Annotated in this window: 18 protein-coding genes; 8 read left to right on the plus strand and 10 right to left on the minus strand. The window is 39.8% G+C overall.

The window, feature by feature from the left end:
• The first annotated feature begins 50 nt into the window (after positions 1-50).
• From DSM106972_RS06525 to DSM106972_RS06535, 3 genes are all read left to right on the plus strand, one after another.
• Positions 51-803: a SnoaL-like polyketide cyclase gene (locus DSM106972_RS06525; protein WP_127079916.1), complete on the plus strand. Its 753-nt coding sequence runs from the start codon at positions 51-53 to the stop codon at positions 801-803.
• A 67-nt stretch (positions 804-870) separates the two neighbouring features.
• Positions 871-1,197: an MgPME-cyclase complex family protein gene (locus tag DSM106972_RS06530; RefSeq protein ID WP_127079918.1), complete on the plus strand. Its 327-nt coding sequence runs from the start codon at positions 871-873 to the stop codon at positions 1,195-1,197.
• A 93-nt stretch (positions 1,198-1,290) separates the two neighbouring features.
• Positions 1,291-1,938 carry a hypothetical protein gene (locus DSM106972_RS06535; RefSeq protein ID WP_127079920.1) on the plus strand — a complete coding sequence of 216 codons (648 nt, stop codon included), beginning with the start codon at positions 1,291-1,293 and terminating at the stop codon, positions 1,936-1,938.
• 34 nt (positions 1,939-1,972) lie between these two features.
• On the opposite strand, the gene DSM106972_RS06540 is transcribed toward DSM106972_RS06535, so the two are convergent.
• The 3 genes from DSM106972_RS06540 to folD form a co-directional block, all read right to left on the minus strand.
• Entirely contained in the window at positions 1,973-2,428 is a 456-nt protein-coding gene (locus DSM106972_RS06540; protein WP_073620144.1) for a divergent PAP2 family protein, read from the minus strand.
• A 77-nt stretch (positions 2,429-2,505) separates the two neighbouring features.
• Positions 2,506-3,441 (minus strand): geranylgeranyl diphosphate synthase CrtE, encoded by a 936-nt coding sequence (gene crtE, locus DSM106972_RS06545; protein ID WP_127079922.1) that lies wholly within the window; start codon positions 3,439-3,441, stop codon positions 2,506-2,508.
• A gap of 70 nt (positions 3,442-3,511) precedes the next feature.
• A complete protein-coding gene (gene folD, locus DSM106972_RS06550; protein WP_127079924.1) occupies positions 3,512-4,384 on the minus strand; it encodes a bifunctional methylenetetrahydrofolate dehydrogenase/methenyltetrahydrofolate cyclohydrolase FolD in 873 nt (290 codons plus the stop codon).
• Positions 4,385-4,588: 204 nt separating this feature from the next.
• Here folD and DSM106972_RS06555 point away from each other — a divergent pair, with 204 nt between their 5' ends.
• From DSM106972_RS06555 to DSM106972_RS06570, 4 genes are read left to right on the plus strand one after another with little or no spacing between them, the layout of a single operon-like run.
• Entirely contained in the window at positions 4,589-4,969 is a 381-nt protein-coding gene (locus tag DSM106972_RS06555) for a hypothetical protein (RefSeq protein ID WP_233787152.1), read from the plus strand.
• 34 nt (positions 4,970-5,003) lie between these two features.
• Complete coding sequence (locus DSM106972_RS06560) at positions 5,004-5,444, plus strand: NUDIX hydrolase (protein WP_127079928.1); 441 nt, start codon at positions 5,004-5,006, stop codon at positions 5,442-5,444.
• Positions 5,445-5,454: 10 nt separating this feature from the next.
• Positions 5,455-6,576, plus strand: a complete 1,122-nt coding sequence (locus DSM106972_RS06565) for an AI-2E family transporter (RefSeq protein WP_233787151.1) — start codon at positions 5,455-5,457, stop codon at positions 6,574-6,576.
• Positions 6,577-6,609: 33 nt separating this feature from the next.
• Positions 6,610-7,881: an AAA family ATPase gene (locus tag DSM106972_RS06570; RefSeq protein WP_127079930.1), complete on the plus strand. Its 1,272-nt coding sequence runs from the start codon at positions 6,610-6,612 to the stop codon at positions 7,879-7,881.
• Between the two features lie 495 nt (positions 7,882-8,376).
• Here the strand turns inward: DSM106972_RS06570 and DSM106972_RS06580 are convergent, their stop codons facing one another.
• The 4 genes from DSM106972_RS06580 to DSM106972_RS06595 all read right to left on the minus strand — a co-directional run bounded on the left by DSM106972_RS06580 (position 8,377) and on the right by DSM106972_RS06595 (position 13,026).
• Entirely contained in the window at positions 8,377-8,616 is a 240-nt protein-coding gene (locus DSM106972_RS06580) for a hypothetical protein (protein ID WP_233787150.1), read from the minus strand.
• Positions 8,595-10,454, minus strand: a complete 1,860-nt coding sequence (locus DSM106972_RS06585; protein ID WP_127079934.1) for a glycoside hydrolase family 2 protein — start codon at positions 10,452-10,454, stop codon at positions 8,595-8,597. The genes DSM106972_RS06580 and DSM106972_RS06585 overlap by 22 nt, the downstream gene beginning before the upstream one ends.
• Positions 10,455-10,676: 222 nt before the next feature.
• A complete protein-coding gene (ntrB, locus tag DSM106972_RS06590) occupies positions 10,677-11,474 on the minus strand; it encodes a nitrate ABC transporter permease (protein ID WP_127079936.1) in 798 nt (265 codons plus the stop codon).
• A gap of 229 nt (positions 11,475-11,703) precedes the next feature.
• Positions 11,704-13,026, minus strand: a complete 1,323-nt coding sequence (locus tag DSM106972_RS06595) for a CmpA/NrtA family ABC transporter substrate-binding protein (protein ID WP_127079938.1) — start codon at positions 13,024-13,026, stop codon at positions 11,704-11,706.
• 275 nt (positions 13,027-13,301) lie between these two features.
• On the opposite strand from DSM106972_RS06595, the gene DSM106972_RS55300 reads away from it, so the two are divergent.
• Positions 13,302-15,284 (plus strand): sensor histidine kinase, encoded by a 1,983-nt coding sequence (locus DSM106972_RS55300; protein ID WP_127079940.1) that lies wholly within the window; start codon positions 13,302-13,304, stop codon positions 15,282-15,284.
• A gap of 9 nt (positions 15,285-15,293) precedes the next feature.
• On the opposite strand, the gene psaC is transcribed toward DSM106972_RS55300, so the two are convergent.
• The 3 genes from psaC to DSM106972_RS06615 all read right to left on the minus strand — a co-directional run bounded on the left by psaC (position 15,294) and on the right by DSM106972_RS06615 (position 21,907).
• Positions 15,294-15,539: a photosystem I iron-sulfur center protein PsaC gene (psaC, locus tag DSM106972_RS06605; protein WP_010997613.1), complete on the minus strand. Its 246-nt coding sequence runs from the start codon at positions 15,537-15,539 to the stop codon at positions 15,294-15,296.
• A gap of 272 nt (positions 15,540-15,811) precedes the next feature.
• The gene (locus DSM106972_RS06610; RefSeq protein ID WP_127079942.1) at positions 15,812-18,463 is read right to left on the minus strand and encodes a DUF11 domain-containing protein; all 2,652 of its coding nucleotides are present in this window, start codon (positions 18,461-18,463) and stop codon (positions 15,812-15,814) included.
• Positions 18,464-18,538: 75 nt separating this feature from the next.
• Positions 18,539-21,907, minus strand: a complete 3,369-nt coding sequence (locus DSM106972_RS06615; protein ID WP_411675279.1) for a TonB-dependent receptor — start codon at positions 21,905-21,907, stop codon at positions 18,539-18,541.
• Between the last annotated feature and the right edge of the window lie 80 nt (positions 21,908-21,987).

Genomic DNA, 21,987 nt, shown 5'->3' on the forward strand with positions numbered 1-21,987 from the left:
GGTTTTTACTGCGAAATCTCAAGTAATTGAAAACACAAGCCATAACTTCTATGACTGCAACAAACGCAAAACAACCATCAAACGAACAATCTAATAATTTACCACTTTGGGTACAACATCGCGATACGGTAATTGCATATAGTGCAACTGCCGATGTTGAATGGCGTACAGGAAAAGCTCCAGATTATTCTCGCTCGAACGATAATTTGGCAAAAGAAAGCGTATGTAAACATATGGAGGGGTCGCTCGAAGCTATCGTTCAAAATTTGGTGCGAACTTTTGAAATGGAAGTATCTTTCAAGACTAACCCCCAACAATGGTTATCGGTTGTTAAAGATAAATTCCGTGTTAGTACTAATGGGGGGCGTGAATTTGATGCTGTAGAACTTGGCGCCAAAGGTACTTATAATGTGTTTATGGCAAATTCCGAACATTACAAATCGTCGGAAGAGTCTTTTGAATCCTCACATCACATTTTTCACACAACCTTTCCCAATGGTTTTCCTTGGGAATTGCTCGAAGTATATTCTGGACCACCTAACGTGACTTTCAAGTGGCGCCATTGGGGTCATTTTAAAGGTCAGTACAAAGACTTTGCTCCCACTGGTGAAACTGTGGAAATTATTGGTATGAGCGTAGCAAAAGTTACTTCTGACTTGAAAATAGAATCGATGGAACACTACTTTGATAATTCCCTGTTTCTTACTCAGTTAACAGCGGGAGGGAAGGTAGCATCTGATACTAAGTCGCAAGGGTGTCCGTTTAATCCAGTTTCTTTATTTAAGCGATTCACAAAGAGTTAATAGCGCTTGGATACAGTCAGTAATCGCTGTATCCTTAAATTATTAATTAGAAGTATAAGGAAGAAAAATGACGACATACTATTACGTTTTAGCAAGTCAGCGTTTTTTACTCGAAGAAGAACCATTTGAAGAGGTTTTGAAAGAACGAACTCGTTATTACCACGAAAACGAAAAAGAAATTGATTTTTGGTTAGTCAAACAGCCTGCGTTTCTTGAGGCGCCTGCTATGGTGAGTATAAAAGCGAAGTGTCCACAACCATCTGTGGCAGTAATTTCAACTAACTCTCAGTTTATCACTTGGTTAAAACTTCGTTTGGAGTACGTCATTACAGGAGAATTTCAGGCGCCGAGCGAGTCAATACCCGATGCTTTAGCGTCAATGGTAACAGTGTAAATGTAGAGACGTGATTAATCACGTCTCTACTGGGCATTTTTTGTTTTGGGGAACAAAATCGAAGTACGCGAAATCTTTGAAGAGAAGCAATTTATGTGTTCAACTGTAGTGGAGAGACTTCAGACTTTATCTAGTGCTTTGTTTATTACGATTGCTGGGTTGATGGGCAGCATGAATTCTGTAGGCGCCCAACAGAACATTTCTGTTTGCCGTCCACCTAACGGTGGTGAGTATCTTTTGTTGGTAATTAGTCCTACAACTGATAATCAAAATCAATTGCGTCGCGTCCTGCCTTCAGAAACTAACACTTCTGTCTGTAGATATCTCAATGACATCGTAACCCGCATAGGTGGTTTTGGTAAGCTAGAAGATGCAAATCGCTGGGCGAGATTTATACGCGATTCTGCGGGTCTTTCTGCTATTATCACAACTCGACCTCAAGATGTAGCTACTAAACCAGTTGTGAGACCAGCACCCAAACCACAAACGTTGGGTCAGGGTTATGCAGTGTTAGTTGATTACTTCAATAGGCCAGAAACAGTGAAACAAGTACAGCAAGTAGTTGGAGGCGATATTGGCTTCGTTTCTTACGGTCAGCGTCCTTACTTGTTAGCAGTTTATACAACGAACTCTCGTGAAGCGCAAAATACATTACAAACACTTTCTGAGCGCGGTTTCTATACCCAAATGGTAGACGCGCGTAGGGTAGTGTTGCTGCGCCCCATCGTCAAATTACAATAATTGTAGAGACGCGATATATCGCGTCTCTACATTTTTAATAGGCAGCGCGTGCTAATAAAGAGACTGTAACACCCAAAGCTGAACCAGCTATAACTTGAAACGGAGTATGACCGAGTAATTCTTTCAAGCGGTCTTCGTTAAAGTTAGGGTGTTCACGAAATAATTCGTCTATCATTTGGTTAAGAATACGCGCTTGTTTACCAGCAGCTTGACGAACTCCAGCCGCATCGTACATGACAATGATGGCAAAAACCGTTGCAAGTGCGAATTCTGGACTTTGCCACCCAACTGTTTGCCCGACACCTGCTGCTAAAGCTGTGACTAAAGCTGAGTGTGCGCTGGGCATTCCTCCAGTTGTGACTAAGACCTGTACATTCAACTTACGATTTTTGATGATTTCAACAGCTAGTTTTATAGCTTGAGCCATGAAACAAGCTGTGAGGGCAACCAGCAGCACCCGGTTGTTAAAGATGTCGCCTATGTCCTGCATGTTATTTCAGATAAGTTTGTATATGTTAAACACTCTCGTGTCTGAAGTAAAGTATGTGATGCAACCAAGTAATAAAATTAGTGGTTACGGTTTGTAATAAAGTGTGCTAAAGCTATCAACGGCTGGGCTTTTTCTCCGTATGGTTGAAGTTCTGCACATGCGTCTTTAATAAGTTGGTCGGCTTTTTTGCGCGATTCTTCGATTCCCCAAAGACTTGGATAGGTAACTTTTTGCGCTTTTAGGTCTTTGCCTGCGGTTTTACCTAACTGTTCTTGTGTTGCTGTAATATCCAAAATATCATCGATTATTTGGAATGCTAGCCCAATGTTTTGAGAATACCGTGATAGTCGCTGTACTTCTTCAGTATTGGCGCCTGCTAAAATGCCACCACAAACGACACAAGCTTCTAAAAGCGCTGCGGTTTTATGATTATGGATGAAGTTGAGGGTTTCGATCTTTGTGTCGCTTTTACCCTCAGATTCTAAATCTACAACTTGACCACCTACTAAACCGGCGGCACCAACCGCGCGTCCAATGCGAGAAACAACTTTTAAAATAGCATCAGGCGCCACATTTTGAGTATTTTCAACAATGAACTCAAAAGCATAAGCCAGTAAACCATCGCCAGCTAAAATAGCGATATCTTCACCATAAACTTTGTGATTTGTCAACTTCCCACGTCGATAATCATCATTATCCATTGCGGGGAGGTCATCATGAATAAGCGACATGGTATGAACCATTTCCAACGCGCACGCGGTAGGCATGGCCATATCAATTGTGCCACCAATCATTTCACAGGTAGCGATGCACAAAATCGGACGTAAGCGCTTACCTCCAGCCAAAAGCGAATAGCGCATTGCTTCGTAAATTTTTTCAGGATACTGCATAGGCAGCGATTTATCGAGCGCGGCTTCACAAATCTGCTGACGTGCTTTGAGGTAATCCTTAAGGTTAAATTTTGCACCAGGCTGGGTGGGTTGTTTAGTTTGAATATTATCCGCTGCTACCATGCTAAGTATCCTTGAGGTTCTGTCATATAGGTTACAATTTTAAGGGAGTAAGTTGATAAAGTTCTAAAATCTAAAATCGAGTGAGATAGCTTTTGACAGTATTTTGTAGCAACATCGCAACTGTCATTGGACCAATACCGCCAGGAACGGGGGTAATATATTCTGCTACTTTTGAAGCTGACTCAAAGTGAACATCACCGATTAAACGGTCTTTGCCACTAGCATCAACAACGCGATTTATCCCCACATCTACCACAATTGCGCCCGGTTTCAACATTTCGCCTGTGACAAGTCCATTTCGTCCAACAGCAGCAATAAGAATATCTGCTGATTGTGTAATGGATTTAATTTCGTGAGAACGAGAATGGGCGACGGTGACGGTAGCGTTTGCTTCGAGCAGCATTAAAGCCAAGGGTTTACCTACTAATATGCTGCGTCCCAATACTACAGCTTGTTTACCTTGCACAGGAATTTGATATTCTTCTAAGAGCCGCATTACACCAGCAGGAGTGCAAGAACGTAACCCTTCCTCGCTTCGCACCAGGCGCCCCATATTCACAGGATGTAAACCATCAACATCTTTCTCAGGTGCAATTTGGTTCAGAAGTTTTACAGAGTCTAAATGCTCAGGTAAAGGTAATTGTACTAAAATGCCATCGACTTGTGGGTCATTATTAAGTGCTGCAATAGTATCTTCGAGTTCCGCCAAACTTGTCTGAGTTGGAAAATGTTTCCCGAACGATGCAATCCCAACTTTTTCACAAGCACGCTCTTTACCACGTACATAGGCCGCAGAAGCAGGATTATCGCCAACCATTAGTACAGCTAAACCAGGAGGGCGCCCGAATTTGGGTTGCAGTTCTTGAATTTGTGCTGACAAAGATTGTTGAATTTTCGCACTTAGCGCTTTACCGTCAAGGATTTTAGCAGTTTGTGTTTCCATTGGGAATGTTTAGATTTTTGAATATGGGTTTAGGGTGGCTACTATTCCCCAGTCCCTATTTTCTCAGAAGAGTTGTATCAGTAGAGAGTATATTTTTGAGATTAAAGGGCATTGTAAGCTGCTGTACTTTTCAGGGGAACTGACTTGATTAAAATGGCGACAAAGCACATACTGATACAAAACTTTCTCCTTACTTGGGGTGCTATGAAGCAGGCACATTTTTTTTACCATCCAATTTCAGTATTTCGTTGGGCTTTGGCAGTGACTGCTTTTGCTGGTTTAGCAAGCTGCTCAAATATAAGCACAAGCATGAATGCCATTGGCGCCAACATTACACCGATTAAACAGCTAACACCACAGCAAAAAGATTCTACAGTCTACATTCAAGGAAAAATTGAAAAATATATACCCTTGCTGGGTAAGCACGCATACCAGCTAAATGACTCCACTGGGTCAATCGTTGTATTGACAAACCAGAAGGGATTTAAAGTTGGGGAGCAAGCTGTCTTCAAAGGTCAACTTCGCTACAAGAGCATTCCCTTGGCTGGACAAGAAAAAGGTGAAGTTTATATTGAAGAGAAGTAATAATTTATACTTATAATTTAAATAGTAAATATTTATGAATATAACAACACAGGCTGCTATTGCAATTCTTTATCGAGATAATAAGTATCTAATGCAATTGCGGGATAATATACCGACTATCCGTTTGCCTGGATATTGGGCTTTGTTTGGTGGACATATTGAGCCAGGTGAAACTCCCGAAGTCGCGGTACAACGGGAAATATTAGAAGAAATTGGTTACAAACTACCCTCTACATTTAGCTTTTTTGGTTGCTATCGTGACGAAAATGTTATACGTCATGTTTTTAGTGCAACTTTAGATGTCGAGTTTGAGCAACTAGCTCTGAATGAAGGTTGGGATATGGCAATGCTTTTGCCATCTGATATTTGTAAGGGTAGTTACTATTCTGATAATGCGAAGGAAGAGCGACTATTGGCGCCTGCTCATCAACAAATCTTAATAAATTTCATGGATAATAGCAGTCAGCACTCATAACGCACGATTCATGATGCAAGTCAACAAATTTCCCCGGTGGTTAACTATTGGAATTGCTTTTCCCCTAACTGTTTTAAATGGTTGGGTTTTGCTACAAGTGATTAAGTATTTTCAACCATTAGTTAATATATTTATTACTGCTATCTTACTCGCATTTATTCTGGACTACCCTATCGAGTTTTTCCAGCGACAGGGAATTAAGCGTAAGTTGGCAATTGCAGGCGCCTTGTTAATTACTTTGGTGGGGGGTGTTGGCATCACTATCACTCTTGTACCATTGATTTTAGAACAAATTTACGAACTAGCAAATATTTTACCAACTTGGATTGATTCAGGAACCGCGCAATTACAAGCGTTTCAAGATTGGGCACTTCAGCAACAGGAGTTACCGATTAATTTGAGTGAGATAGTAACCCAAGTTCTGGATAAAGTCTCAAATCAACTACAAACATTTACAGGAAAAATACTGGGCATTGCTGTAGATACTATTGGTACTTTAGTTAATGTACTCTTAACAGTAGTATTAACTATTTATATGGTATTCAATGGTGAGCAGCTTTGGGATGGAATTTTTAAATGGTTTCCAAGTCATATAAGTACCCAAGTTCGTCAATTGTTGCGTGAGGATTTTCAAAATTACTTTCTAGGTCAAGCTGTTTTAGGCTCAATTCTTGCAGTCTCGTTGATATTGGCATTTGTACTTTTACAAGTGCCACTCGCTTTATTATTCGGTGTTACTATTGGAATATTTTCGTTATTCCCGTTTGGAACTACCATTGGTATTATTATTGTCTCGTTATTGGTCGGGTTACAAAATTTCTGGTTAGGTGTAGAAATATTTGCTGTTTCTGTAGGACTCGACCAAATTAATTCAAACATTGTGGCGCCTCGTCTACTCGGTAATTTAACTGGTCTAAACCCAATTTGGGTAGTAATTTCTTTATTAATAGGTGGCAAACTAGGAGGAATTATTGGAGTGCTAGTTGCCATACCAATCGCAAGTTTTATTAAAGATGCTGCTGATAACTGGCAAGCAGGAACATTTAATACAGCAGCATCGGAATTTGCTGATAATAAGCATGAAAATACAATCAAGCTTGAGGAAAACCCAGATGTAAGTATTGGAAGATAGTAGGACAATTAGATATTGTTCATTAAAGTGGGTATGCTAAAGCGCCTCTTTCTGAAAAATTGGAAAAGTTTTCGTTATGCAGAACTACCGCTATACCCACTCACGGTTTTAATAGGTACAAATGCTAGCGGAAAATCAAATCTTGTCGAAGCATTTGAGTTTTTAAGACGAACCGTTGATGGATATGAAATTGAAGCTGCACTAGCAGGAGATAAAATTCTGCCTCCCATTCGTGGTGGTGTTAGCTGGGCAGCTCTTAAACCCGAAGTAGAATTTACACTCAAAGCACTTGTCAATGGTGAAAGTAAACAAGTCGATTATTTATATGGCATTACCGTAGAAACAAAACGCGATGCCATGATACTCGAAGAAAAAATAACCTGTCGTGAGTATCAACGCGATAAAAAAACAATGATTTTTGAACGCGATTTTGTTACCAGCTATATAGATTCAAAAGACGAACGCGAAAAAATTCTTAAAATTTCTACGCACTATAAAAATGCACGTTGGACACTCCCCAATAATGACAAATCAGTTTTAACTTACTTTAAAAATACCTACGTACTCGATAATATCACTGAAGTTAATCATGTAATTGGCAATCTTGAGAAAATTTATGTATTTAATCCAATTCCCGCTAAAATGCGGAATTACTCGCATCTTTCTAAATGCTTAGACAGCGATGCATCAAATCTTGCAGGAGTCATAGCTGGTTTATCGGCACGTAAACAAGATGAAGTCGAAGATACACTATCGGAATATGCACGCGGTTTACCAGCAGGAAATATTTTAAAAGTCTGGGCAGAGCGTGTTGGTAGATATGCCAGTGATGCAATGTTATATTGCGAAGAAGAATGGACAAATGGACAAATACAAGAAGTAGATGCCCGTAGCATGTCAGATGGAACTTTAAGATTTATAGCCATCATGACGGCTTTATTAACAATACCTGAAAAAAGCCAGTTAATTATTGAAGATGTTGATAACGGGTTACATCCCTCACGCGCGGAACTATTAGCACGGATGTTACACGAGATAGGCAGAAAACGTGAAATTGATATTTTGGTAACTACTCATAACCCTGCTCTACTCGATGCATTTGGAGATGATATAGTGCCCTCAGTGGTAGTAGTTCACCGGGATACAGCAACGGGAGAGAGTAAACTTACTAGGTTAAAAGATATTGAGAATTTGCCTAAACTTATGGTATCAGGCGCCTTGGGTCAGTTGACTACAGAAGGCGCTATTGAAAAAAGCCTTGCAGAAGAAAAAGTTGACACTAAAAAGGAAACAAAATCAAAGTAATCTTGGGTTGATCCCCCCTAGCCCCCCTTAATAAGGGGGGAATAAGAGTGCTTTAAGCCTTCCTTAATAAGGGGGGAATAAGAGTGCTTTAAGCCTTCCTTAATTACGGGAGGATAAGAGTGCTTTAAGCCCCCCTTATTAAGGGGGGTTGGGGGGATTTTCTAATGACATTCATTTTTAATTTGTATACTTGATATATACTTAAGAATAATTTGAAAAAAGTATTTTTTGTTTCTCATAATTTATAGGAAAAATATATAATATCACTTATTTATAAACATATCTTCATACTATGTAATCTATGCTGTTTTTATATCAGTATATTTTTTATATAAATGAATATGTATAACGATCCATTCCCGCAATCTACTTTTGATTATTTAACTGTAGTGTATCAAGAGTGTTTAGATAAGCATCTTAAAAATCAAAAATATCAAAATTTAAGGGCAACTTTATCTGATATTAATAACTACTGCACAAATTTCATTACTTTCTCTATCTACGACTTTTCCAGTATCCAGGTTCTCGACTGCAATGCATTACTGCTAAGATAAGAATATAGTGTTGCTCAATTGTGTAAAGGATTCCATACGGAAAACGGCGTGTCATGCATCGTCGCACGTCCTCATCAATTATTAGGGTAACGTGTAGGCGCCTCTCTAATCCGATAGATTGCACCCGATGCGTGCCTCGGCGCCAGGATGCACGATACTTCAACAATTGTTGGGAGTGCAAAATCCTTCGCCTGAAAGCGTTGCAGCCCGAATTGCTTCTATGGGAAATTTTGGCGTTCGGTCAGCATACAACAAACCGTTAGCTTCTTGGAACGTATCGGTGAATTGTGTATAACAAAATCCACTGAATATCTCTATATTATTAACGGCTTCGAGTAAAGCAGCGTATTTCATTTGTAGCTCACTCAAATTCGAGCAGCGCTCATATCCCCAAACTTTATCTGCATCTAAGCTGTCATCAGCAGCATAAGCAATACCACCAAATTCAGTTAGCATAATTGGTTGTCCTTGATGGGGAAAGTTATCAAGGGTAAGGATACGTCCACCGGGACGCTTTTGATTAAGCACATCTGACAACTTAACTTCTCCACCATAACGACGAGCTAGGTGCAGCGGTTGGGTGTCGTAGTCATGAATTGCGAGAATATCTGTATCTATACTTTCCCAACCATCGTTACCAATTACTGGACGACTTGGGTCAAGCGTTTTCGTTAAATGGTACATTGCTAAAACGTAGTTACGGTGAGCTGCGGTTTCTACGAGATTTGGCACTCCCCAAGATTCATTAAAAGGTACCCAAGCTACAATACATGGATGGCTCATATCTCGCTTTATTGCTTCAGTCCACTCGCGCGTCATTCGTTCCACTGCTTTACGGGTGAAGCGATAAGCGCTAGGCATTTCTTCCCAAACTAATAACCCTAAAACATCTGCCCAATATAAAAAACGTGGGTCTTCAATTTTTTGGTGTTTGCGTACTCCGTTAAAACCCATTGCTTTAATAAGTTCTACATCACGCTGCAATGCCTCATCACTCGGTGGAGTCATTAACGTATCTGGCCAGTACCCCTGGTCAAGAACCATTCTTAAGTAATAAGGGCGCCCATTAAGCATAAACCGATCGCGCTGTATACTTACCGCCCGCATTGCAGTATAAGATTTTACTTCATCCAGCAGTTGTCCTTCGTACCACACTTCGATGGAAGCATCAATTAAAGTTGGCTTTTCTGGAGTCCACAATAATTCATTGCGGTAATCGTCAATACCAGGGTCGCCAAGTGCAATGCGACGATTAATTTCTCCCCCTAGCACTTCATAAGTATCGTTCGCTAATATAGTATCGCCAACGCTGAGTTTCATTTTGATTAGGATGCCTTTATCAGGAACATCACCCGCTAGTCCAGCCTCAAAACCAACTTCCCATCGCTCGCAGTCAGAATCCCAGTAAATGCTTCCTAAATAAGTAGTACCCACACGCTCAATCCATACTGTCTGCCAAATTCCAGTAGTACGAGGATACCAAATACTGTGCGGTTCCAGGCGCCAATCTTGTTTACCGCGAGGTTTAGCGAGGTCTTGCGGGTCGTCTTGTGCCCACACTGTTACTGTGGTTTTGCCACTATCATTCAAAACGTGGGTAATATCGAGAGAGAAATTAGTATGTCCACCTTCATGTTCAGCGATGTATTGACCGTTTACCCATACACGGGCACGATAGTCAACGGCGCCGAAATGTAAAAGTAATCTACCATCAGAAAAAGGCGTTTCAAATTCGCGCTCGTACCAACAATTAGGATGAAAACTTGTATCACCTATCCCACTTTTGGCTGATTCCGGAGCAAAGGGAACTTCTATAGAATGAGTCCATTCCTTAACGTCACTGGGTTGAACAGCTAAACCTTCGTCGTCAAATGCAAATTTCCATATACCGTTTAGGCTTTGCCAAGGCAAGCGCTGTAACTGTGGACGTGGATGTGTTGTTCTAATTAACCCATCAGCATTTTGTTCATTCGTCGGCGCAGATAATTCAACTCCACTATTATTTATATCTAATAACATTAATACCTCTTGTCTACTTTTAACATAACCAACTATTTTCTACCTTTAATTGTGCAATTAATTTTAAGACTATGATATATAACATTATATATATGGTAGTTTAGTTTATTAAAAATTTACATAAAATTTAAAATGCTATTGTTAAAATCTACCCAAAGGCATATTTATAAAAAATATATAATGTAGAGACGCGATTTATCGCGTCTCTACAACATATGAATGTTACGGAATCTTTCTTTCCCATTTTGACGAAGCTAAAACCATTAATTTATCTAGAATAATGCCAACTATACCTAAATAAAATATTGCTAAGATGATTTCGCTGATATCAGAATTGTTATATGCGTTAACAATAAAAAAACCTAGTCCATCGTCTGACAATAGCATTTCTGCCGCCACTACTGCAAGCCAGGATAATCCTAAAGATATGCGTAAACCTGTGAATATGTAAGGAAGTGTAGCAGGTAAGATAATTTTGTAGAGGTTTTTTACAAATGACATTTCTAACATTTTTCCAATATCTATGTAATCTTTAGGAATTAGTTGCACCCCTAAAGCTGTATTAATGATAATGGGCCAAATTGCAGTGATGAAAATTACAAATATTGCTGATGGATTTGGTTTGAGAAAAATTGCTTGTGCAAGCGGCAACCATGCTAAAGGCGCCACTGGACGCAGTAATTGCATAATTGGCTCAATAGCTTTTTTTAAGAATTGATTTAAACTGATAATAAAGCCAATACTAATACCAATAACCGCAGCTAATAAATATCCAATAGTAACTCGTTGGAGACTCGCAAGTAGTAACCAAAATAAACCTTTATTGTTATTGCCTTTGTAAAAAAATGGGTCGATTATCAAGTCCCAAGTATTGCTAATAACTTTTATAGGAGAGGGTAGTGATGTGTCAGGTTGCAAGCTTAGAAGATACCAGATAAAGAAAAAAACTAAGAAACCAACTACCGATGGTATGATTTGCTTAAGTTGTTGAGACGAGTTAAATTTTAATTTGTTTTGCATTGTCTTTACTTGTAAAATTTGAAAAACCTGGTTTCTTGTTGATATATGGTAATAAAAATGATGATTTGGCGTAGAAACCAGGTTTCTTAGGTATAATTGTGTAGTTGAATTTTAATTTGTTTTGTATTGTCTTTACTTGTAAAATTTGAAAAACCTGGTTTCTTGTTGATATATGGTAATAAAAATGATGATTTGGCGTAGAAACCAGGTTTCTTAGGTAAAATTAAATTTATGATACTTGCCTTAATATAGGCGCCTGTAGATATTTGCTTGGATTTTCGGGGTCAAACTCTAGACCGTTGAAGAACTTTTCGACTCCGCGTGATGTGCATGGTGGTATGGCATCAGATTGACTGATAGTTTTTGCAGCTTGGCGCCATAAGTCTTCACGGTTGACGGCATCAATTAAACGTTTAGTATCAAAGTCAGGGGAACGATTACCCCAACGCATATCCTCGATTAGAAACCATAAATCATGACTTTTATAAGGGTAAGATGCATTATCATTCCAATATTTAATCGCATGAGGACTATTGGACACAAGGCGCCCGTTACCATAATCAAATTTACCTAACAAACGATTACCTATAATTTCTGCGGATACTCCCATCCATTGACGTTCAGCTAAAATTTTAAATAACTCTTGTTTATTTTCTGGTTGGTCACACCAAATTTGCGCTTCCATAACAGCAGCAAGTAAGCTTACAGAAGCTTTCGGATACTTGTCTACCCAAGACGCGCGCATTACAAAGGCTTTTTCTGGATGATTATTCCATAATTCACCACTTGTCACCGTCGAATAACCAAGTTTCTGTTTAATTAATCTTTGATGCCAAGGGTCTACTACACAAAACCCTTCCATCGAACCACCACGCATATTAGCAACCATTTGTGGTGGAGGTATAACTATTATTGAAGTATCTCGTTCTGGGTCAATACCTCCATATGCTAACCACCATCGCATAAAAAAATCGCCTGTAACGCGGCGAAATGGAACTGCAAACCGTATAGATTCCCCTTTTGCTGATTTTTTCTGTAGTTCAGACTTTAAGAGTGAACTATCCAAACTTAAATTTAAATTTTGATATACTTTCGCAACTGAAATTCCCTGTCCATTCACATTTAACCTAGCCATAATATACATGGGTATTTTACGGTCATAGCTAATTTCTCCTGTTGTAATTAGATACGCCATCGGGAACAGTAAATGTGAACCATCCAACCCATCTTTATCAGAACCCAGCATTAACTTATCCCGCATTACCCCCCATGAAGGTTGCTTTTGCACTATTACATCAGGCATTCCATACTTAGCAAACATGCCTTTTGCTTTTGCTATTATTAAAGGAGCGCAACTTGTGACAGCAATAAATCCAAGTACCGCTGTTGTTACTTCTGGTGTATCAGTGTAACCTGCATAGGCGCCTATAGAGTATTTACTCCGCAACTCAGCATACGTAGAACTAGAATTATTGAGGCCATGAGCAATACCTTGCGCTGCGACAACTGCACTACTAGCTGCCAGAAACTTCCGTCTCGATAACTTTGCCATATAAAAGCTTTAATATTAAATTTGAAACCAGAATTATACAATAACAGCATACATAATCATAGATTGGCAATTATTTATTGTCAAAATTTGGCAACATTACTGTAGGTTGTGATATTAACAATTTTGAGGGAATAATAAGAATAAGCTTTTTCTGATGACTTTTTAGTCGGTATTTACTTAGTCGGTATTTACTTAGATGTATACATGCTGAAAGTATTGCTGGCGTAACAAATAAGGGTACATCTAGAGCTTAATATTTCAAGCGTTTAAATAAAATGTTTAAAATACCTGTATTAAAATTTAAATATCTGAGGAATCAAAAAGTTAGTAAATCTTTATCTAGACAGCTAAAGGATGATTTACCCCGTTATTCTTTAGTACGTTTGATTCTTATATTAACAATAATTATTGTCAGTATTTCTGCTTTTGTAGGGTTTGAATTAATTTATGATTTTACATTAAATAACCTGAAGCAAACTGCTTTACTCACAGTAAAAAATGGAGTCAACGAAATTGATGAGTGGTTACTAATTCGCTCATCAGAAATTGAAACTATTGCAGCCACTGATATTGTACGCTCACTCAATTGGTCGATATCAGAGCCATATTTAAAGTCAGAGGTAGAGCGCATTAAAGAGTTTGATTGGCTCGCAATTGCTACTCCTAACGGTTGGCGCCAAAGTACTGCAACAGGTAGCGAACGTAAAAATATTAAAGACCGAGACTATTTTAAAAAAGCAATGGCAGGGCAAACTAATGTATCCGACCCTTTAGTAAGTCGCGCTACCAATAAAACTGCTATTGTTGTTGCGGCGCCGATTTGGAGTAATTCAAATAAAACTAGTCTGCCAATTGGAGAAATTCATAGTAATGTGAATTTAACTAAGATTTCTTCTGTTGTTAATAAACTGCGCTATGGACGTAATAGTTATGCTTTTGTCATTAATAATAAAGCAGAAATTATTATTCACCCTAACTCAAATTTAATATCAACTATTGAAAAACCTACCCCTAGTCTCCTCACATCTACTTCTCCAAGCACCGTTGCACTTGCTCGCAGAATGGTAAACAAAAACAAAGGTATTGAAAAAGCTTTTATTGATGGCGCCGAAAAATATATAGCTTACTTACCACTCAAGAGTGTTGATTGGTCTATTGGGCTAGTCATTCCTCGTACGAATATTGAATACCAACTTTGGTTATTATATATCACAGCGGCATTAGTCGCATCTTTAGCAGTGATAATGATAATTGTTTTGTGGCAAGTGGATATTTGGGAAAAAAAGCAGCTAAATAAATCTAAAGCCATACTTAAACAGCAAGCTATTGAATTAGAAAAAGCTCTTGAAGAATTAAAGTATACTCAAAGCCAGATGATTCAAAATGAGAAAATGTCTAGTTTAGGGCAAATGGTTGCTGGAATTGCACACGAAATTAATAATCCTGTCAATTTTATTCACGCTAATCTCAACCATTTAAATAATTATACTCAAGATTTATCAAAAGTAATACAAATGTATAAGCAATATTTTCCAACTCCTCCTGAACAAATTCAAGAATTGATGGATGAAATAGATATAAGTTTCATTCAAGAAGACACGAGTAAAATTATTGATTCAATGTCTGTTGGTACTAAGCGCATTCGAGAGATTGTACTGTCGCTTCGCAATTTTTCGCGTTTAGATGAGGCTGAAGTTAAAGAAGCTGATATTCATGAAGGTATCGATAGTACGTTAATGATATTAAACCATCGTTTCAAAGCAAAACCGAACCGTGCTGAAATTCAGGTTATCAAAGCATACAGTCAATTACCATTAGTGAATTGTTACGTTGGACAATTAAATCAAGTGTTTATGAATATTCTTAGCAATGCTATTGATGCATTAGAGGATAAAGAAGATACTTCAAACAAAAATCCTACTATCTGGATTTATACGGAGAATATTCAAAGCAGTAATGTAATAATTACTATTGAAGATAATGGTATTGGGATTGATGATAATGTTAGTAACAAGTTGTTTGACCCCTTTTTTACAACGAAAGAAGTAGGTAAAGGCACGGGATTAGGATTATCTGTTTGCTACCAAATAGTCGTAGAGAAGCACGGAGGAAAACTTTGGTATGATTCGGCGCCAGGGAAAGGAACAAAATTTATGATTCAAATTCCCATCCTGGCTTTAAGTGGGGAAAAGGATAAAGGAAAAAGGGTAAAGCCGGAAAATAAAACTTTACCCCTTCTCCCAAAACCTTTTCCTTAAATCGTTTATTTAGTAGGCAAGACCCATACTGCGGGTGGTTTCAGCACCAAGGTAAACTCGGATGCTCAAAAAGTCGGTAGGGCAAGCGGTTTCGCAGCGCTTACAACCTACACAATCTTCAGTCCGGGGGGACGAAGCAACTTGAGCAGCTTTACAGCCATCCCAAGGCACCATTTCCAATACGTCGGTGGGGCAAGCACGAACGCACTGGGTGCAGCCAATACAGGTATCGTAGATTTTAACGGTATGAGACATTTGAAAAGGCTCCTTTCCAGTAATTTTCTCTGCGAAAGAATTCATTAAACAAAGGATAGTTTACCGCAGTGCCCTATCGTTCGTAATCAAAAGGCTACATAACTTTAAACTCTGTAATGCTTGGCGCCAAACAGAGGGGTAATTGATAGCCAATAGTTGATGATTAGCATTGATTGGCTCCCAAGAAACCGGGCTTTTATACGAAAAACACTGTTTATGGTAATAACTTAAGTAAGAAGCCCGGTTTCTGTGCGTTGTTCTTGTTAGGGGAATTAATCAACCCGGACTCGGAACCTTGTATAACCAAAATTGTTGCCAGGTGTCGAGTCTAGAGTTCCAAAGTTCACCAAAACGGCGCCTGTAGGATTTGACTGATTGGGACAAACGTTATTTGCTGGTAAAGGGGCTACTGCGTTAACTAAGCTTGCTCTATCAGCATCGGCAATATTCGTTTGGTTAGTAATTGTGTTCGCTATATTTAAAGTAATATCACTACCTGAATTACTAATAAAGCTCGTTCCTTGGGGAATAGGGTCGCAAAAACGTGCGTTAGTTATAGGCTCATTACCATCAACAAGGAAATAAACTGTATATTCAACCTCATCTCCCGCACGTAATTTTAATTGTGGGTCAATGCGAGTTACACCTACAGGCGCCAGTTGCGAATTTGCCCAAATACTAGCATCATCGTTTATATCACTAGGGTCATCAATAACCACACCAAAGTTAACGCCAGCAAGAGGCACACCATTACGAATAACGTTGGTAATACGTTTAACACCACGTATATTAACTACGGGAGTAGGTGGTGGAGGTGGAAGTTGACTGACTATGACATCTTCAGTTGTACTAATATTACCGTCATATCTACTACGCGCAATATTTGTAGTTGTTGGATTGCTGCCTGGTGTATCTAGAGTTGGGTCAATATAAGTAGCGATAGCATCATTATTATATGTATTGTCAGGTACGTTCACACCAACATCAACGCTAAAAGTAATTTGTACACTGCCACCACCCGGAATATTGAAAGTACCAAAATCTGCGGTTGTGGCGCCCGCTTCAGGATTCATTATAGTGTTACGAGCTGTTGGCTCATTGGCAGAATTTATTAAAGTCACCGTGGGAGGAGTAGAAGCATCGAAAGTAAAACCTGTCGGTAAAGGGTCAGAAATAACAACATTTGTAGCTGTTGCTCGGTTTGCAGCATTAGAAACGGTAATTGTATAAATAGCTTTACCAGGCTTATTGGTGATTCTGGGAGTACTTGTTGTCTTATTAACAGTTAATTGTGGCACACACTCGGCGCCGGAGTTTGCACCAGGGATGGGGATACTGTTCTCATCTAATGGAATGGTATCGCTTCCACGTGTTGCACCAAAGTTCATTCTTGGGTCAACTGGGTCGCTTGTACCACCATTAGCACCACCATTATCATTGCGTTGGGCGGGTAGGTTAGTTAGGATAACTCCACCACCACCACCACCACCGGGACCATGAAGCAAGCCAAATTTAGCATCACCACCTTTACCACCATTGGCATCTACTGTCAAACGATCAAGGCTATTATTTACAGTATTTGCAGCAGTTATAACTACGCTTCCTCCGGCGCCTCCTCCACCTCCGCCATCTCGCCCAACATTTAAAGCATCAGCACCCGAAGCATTAACAGTAGCACTGCCACTAATGGTACCCGTTCTAATTAATACAACGCCTCCTCCTGAAGCGCCGCTACTAGCAATACCATCTGGTATACTATCTGGAGGGTCGCTAGTTGCATCATTTGTTGTCCCAGCACCACCTCCACCACCCATAACAACACGACCACTAGAAGCAGGGAAACGCGCTCCACCAAAACCACCAACAGCCAATGCTGAACGGAAAGAACGACCTCCCATTCCTCCGCTACCGCCATTTCCGCCACCACCACCACCAGAGTTTTCATTATTACCAATAGAGGCAGCAGGATTACCATCAGTACCCCCACCACCAGCATTACCTGGGGCACCTCGACCAAAACTACCATCTGGATAACCTTCGTTAGCTACACCATTGTCTGTGCGGGTGTTATTAACTCGATTAAATACATAGCGTGGTGTACCAGCGGTACCTTCTCCCTTGGAACTATTTGCAGTAGCAGTAGAAAGGGTACGATAGTCTCTACTTGTTAATCCACGTGCTGCACCCTGATATTGATAGGCGCCACCTCCTCGAAAACCTATACCACTAACATCAACAGTGGTGTTATTACCAAGGTTAGTATTGCCTGCAACATCATAAACTAAAACTCCTCCCGATGAACCATTCCAACGAGCTGCAGTTAAACTAGAGGTGAGAGTAGCGTTTGAGTATTGTGGTACACGAATTACTTGATATGTTCTTTGACCTTGGGCACCAAAAGGGGCACTACTATAAGTATTTATTAACCCAGAATTACTACCTGCACCTCTAATTGTTATGGAACTACCCGATACTTTAGTTGCAACTACGTATTCATAATTACCTGCTGTAAACTCATCGTCACCAAGATTACCATTGGCGCCATTTGGATTGGGAATTATCCTTAAGTCTCCATCATTTCCACCTCCTGAAGTCCCATCGCCATAACTATCAGTATTAGTAGAATTAATATTTGCTCCTTGCATCTGGATGATTAATAGTAAATCACCAGCAGCTATAGGAGTTTGAGAACCGTCAAGGTTGATGGCGCCAACATTAATAGTATCGGTACCACGAGATGCTGTTCCGGCGCCTGCATAGTATGTATTAATAACACCTGCTAATGTTCTGACTCCATCTTTACCAGGAACCGCGCATAGTAAAGGTGTGGCTGTTTGTGCGGTTACTGGTGTGTGTAATAGGATTTGGGAGGTGAGAGTTGTTAGTAGTAAAGGTATGCTTGTAATAGTTTTTATTAGTTTCATGGTGAGGGTGTATAGTATATATTTTCGTCGTTGTAAGTAGTTCAGTGCTTGGGAATGAAAGCACTGAAGTGCTTATTACGGTGGGGGGGTTTTTTGGGTGAGGGATTCTTGTTGTTGGGGTGGCGCAACTTTTTGTCTGCCAAATCCACCAAATAGTTCGTTGATTTTGTATGAGATGTTTAAATAGGGGCCTCCTGCGGAACGATAACCTGTAAAGTCACGGTCATCTGCACTTCCGAAGGCGTAACCCACACCTATTCGTAAATCGGGTGTAAGATGATACCCTCCTTCTAGGGCGATGCCAAATTCGTTAAAGCCTTGTGTTGGTTGACCTAACCAACGTCCTTCTATTGCTACATCGGTACGGTAGCCTAGTTGATAGCTGGCTCGTAGTTGTGCTAGATGTAAGCTACTGCTTCCTGTAAAATTATTGGCAAGATAGGTAGTACTATTACGTAAAGCATATTTACCGTACAGTTCCCAGCGCCAATTTGGTGCATAAATTGCTTCGGCTGAAAATAAGTGTTCTGTAGAACCACTGCCAGCTCCAAATAAAAGAGTGTCAGGGGTAGTTGATGGGTTTTGACGATATTCGTATGCGAGTAAACCGTTAAATTTATCGTCGTTGGGGTCACGGTATGCTAAACCAACGCGAAGATTTGCTGTGTCACCAAGTCCACCTAACAACTGATTAGCGCCACCTGCTTGTTGATAGCGAGCTGCGGCAGTTAATGTAGGGGTTATTTTACCTGCTGCTGCTGCGGAGATAACCATGTTATTTGCTTCTTTACCATCGCGGTATTCAAAGCGCGCGTTCGCTTGAAAGTTGGGGTTATCTGTATAGTCAAGACCAACGCTGTAAGAGTTACCAGAGAAATATCCCAATGAGAAGGCACTTTGTCCGGTTGTATAAGGTTGGGCAAAACGAATACCTGTGGCAGTGTTACCAAAGATATTATTTTGAATGCGTTCGTAACCTAGATTTAATTTGAGTCCCGGTGCCAGTCGAATGCGATGATTAAGTCCAACTGCACCTTGGTCATTCATGCCATCAATACCTGTGAAGATAGAATAACGTCCTGTCAAACTAGTATCTTCAGAGAATTTATGTTCAACTGTGGTATCAAGACTAGTAATACTATTACCTTGTAGTAAACCCGCATCAAAGAATTGATGTGCAAGTCGCACATTCACACCCGGATATAGTGCCCAATCTAATCCAAGGGTAGTTCTGTTGGGATATAAAGCATCACTTTTACCAAGGTTGGCTTCGTTTTGGGCGCGGAATGTTAGTGATTCTGTTACAGGTACATTTAATTTAGAGACTAACTGACTTGCATTAGCATTGAATTTATTATCAACGCGGTCTTTACGAGAACGGTTTACATATTCTAAACTAATATCAGAGGCGCCTAGTTTTTGTTGTAGACCTGCTCTTAATGTAGTTAGCGAGTTATCAATTTTGCTACCAGGTTTTGGGAGCGGTTGCGGATTGAATAAATCAAACGTTTCTGTCCGTTGTGCTGGCGCAATACCAAAATTATTTTCATAGTCGTATCCTAAATTAAAGCTTGTTGTATCGGTTATTTTTCCAGAAAGTCCGGCGCCATAACGAGTTTGTCCTGGTGCAAAACTCCATGTTGCATTATTGGCAAAGTTCTCTGTCACCGAACGATAGAAAGCTTGTCCTTGTAAAGAAGGTGTAATTTGTCCTAATGCTTCTATACGATAAGCAGAACCACTTACATAACCAAATGTTGGTGAATTATGACTTGAACGCGCGTATTCACCTACTATTTGCCCATTACCCAAAGGAACAAAGAAATCAGCCCCATATAATTCAAAATCTTGGGCGCCTTGGTCTTCCCATAAATAACTTGCTGCTATAAAAGGGTCGTTCGTAGAGACCGTATTAACCCGGTCTCTACCATTTGCGTCTGTGCGAAAATTATATTGTGCCCTTGCTGCATAAAGTTTGCTATCACCTCCCTTCTCGTTTTGGTAAGTTACAACAATACGGTTTGCTAGGGTGGCGCCAAATGGGTTGAGTTCAGTGGAAAATATGCGACTGCGAAAAAGTAACGTGCCTCGGTCGTAGTCTATTTCATAGTCGGCGCCGCGTGATAAGGCTTTGCGCTTTACTACCGTACCTGGACGATTAAGTTCTTCTGATTCAATAAATACATTTTCACTACCGGGAATTACTAGGCGACGTGATAAGAAGTAATAACCGCTAGTACCGTTAGGAGAAATAGTATCACGTTGAAACCCTTGGATATTATTGGCAAATAAACCTGTTACTTGTAAGTTGCCAATATTGTAATTACCTTTAAACCCGTGGAGTTGACGAGTTGTTGCCGTAAATAACTGTGAATTACGTGCAAACTCTTGAGTACTATAATCACCCCACATGAAATAATCAGATTCGGCGCCAGGTATATTTGGACTGCGTTCTAATTTTGCATAAACACTATCTATAGATGGTGTCGTCGGAGTTACGCTGGAAGAATCACCATAAACAGGATAAGCTTTTTCACAATCTTGAACTCCACCAAATAAACGTACATCTCCTTGACAATCTTGATTTAGAGGACGTTTACTATTGTAGGCGCCTGTAAATAGCCAATCCCCGACTTTGCCAGTTGCGAACACCGATGCATCCAAATCAACATCAGTTCTGCCAGTTTTATTTGGGTTAAGAAAATCGCGATAGCTACCCCATAAATTAGTGCCACCTGCTCCAATTCTTAAATTTATGACACCTGTAGCAAGTGAAGGACGGAGGTTTGTTATAAATTCGATATTAGAATACGCTTCTACGTTGGTTTTATCAACAGCCGCGCGTACTTTAACATTTTGTGCGTCATAACCAGCTTGAAGAGTAGCAGAAAACTTACCATCACGTGCCAAAACTTGCAACCCAGGAGCATCGTTATCTTGGTCGGCGCCTAAAAATCGACCAGCAGTAGCACTAAGGGTAATAGTAACATCTTCAGGGATAACTTCCCCTTTTTCATTTGTAATTTTACCTTCAAATTCTAGTCTTGAACGACCATCAGCAGGAATTCTGGGTTCATCTACAGGCACAAAAACAAGTTTAGTTTTTTGCTCTTTTAGTGTTACTTTTATACTACTTGTTTTACCTTCTTCTGTTTGTGCTGTAATTATATTTACACCGAGTTCTAGAGGGATATTATACCAGATTTTTGTATAAAGCTGGTTGGCTTCATCCTTTTGTAAATAACTGGAAATTGCTGAGTTTATGGGTTTACCATTAAGTGTTACTTTTACATTTGAGCTAGGGTGATATTGCACAGCTAAGTTGGTTGTTTTAGCTGTTGTTTCACCACTAATAGGTGTAATGATTTTGACTTCCTGTTGAATGGAAATAGGCTTTGAGGCGCCTGACGTTTTTATGTTGGGTGTTTGGGTTGAATTATTTATACATTACTAGTGGATGCTCTTTTGTTGTGAACACCTCAATAAACTTTTGAAACAACAAGTTAAAGCGATTCTGTGCTGCA

Origin of the sequence: Dulcicalothrix desertica PCC 7102 (assembly GCF_003991905.1) — a bacterium.
GTDB lineage: Bacteria > Cyanobacteriota > Cyanobacteriia > Cyanobacteriales > Nostocaceae > Dulcicalothrix > Dulcicalothrix desertica.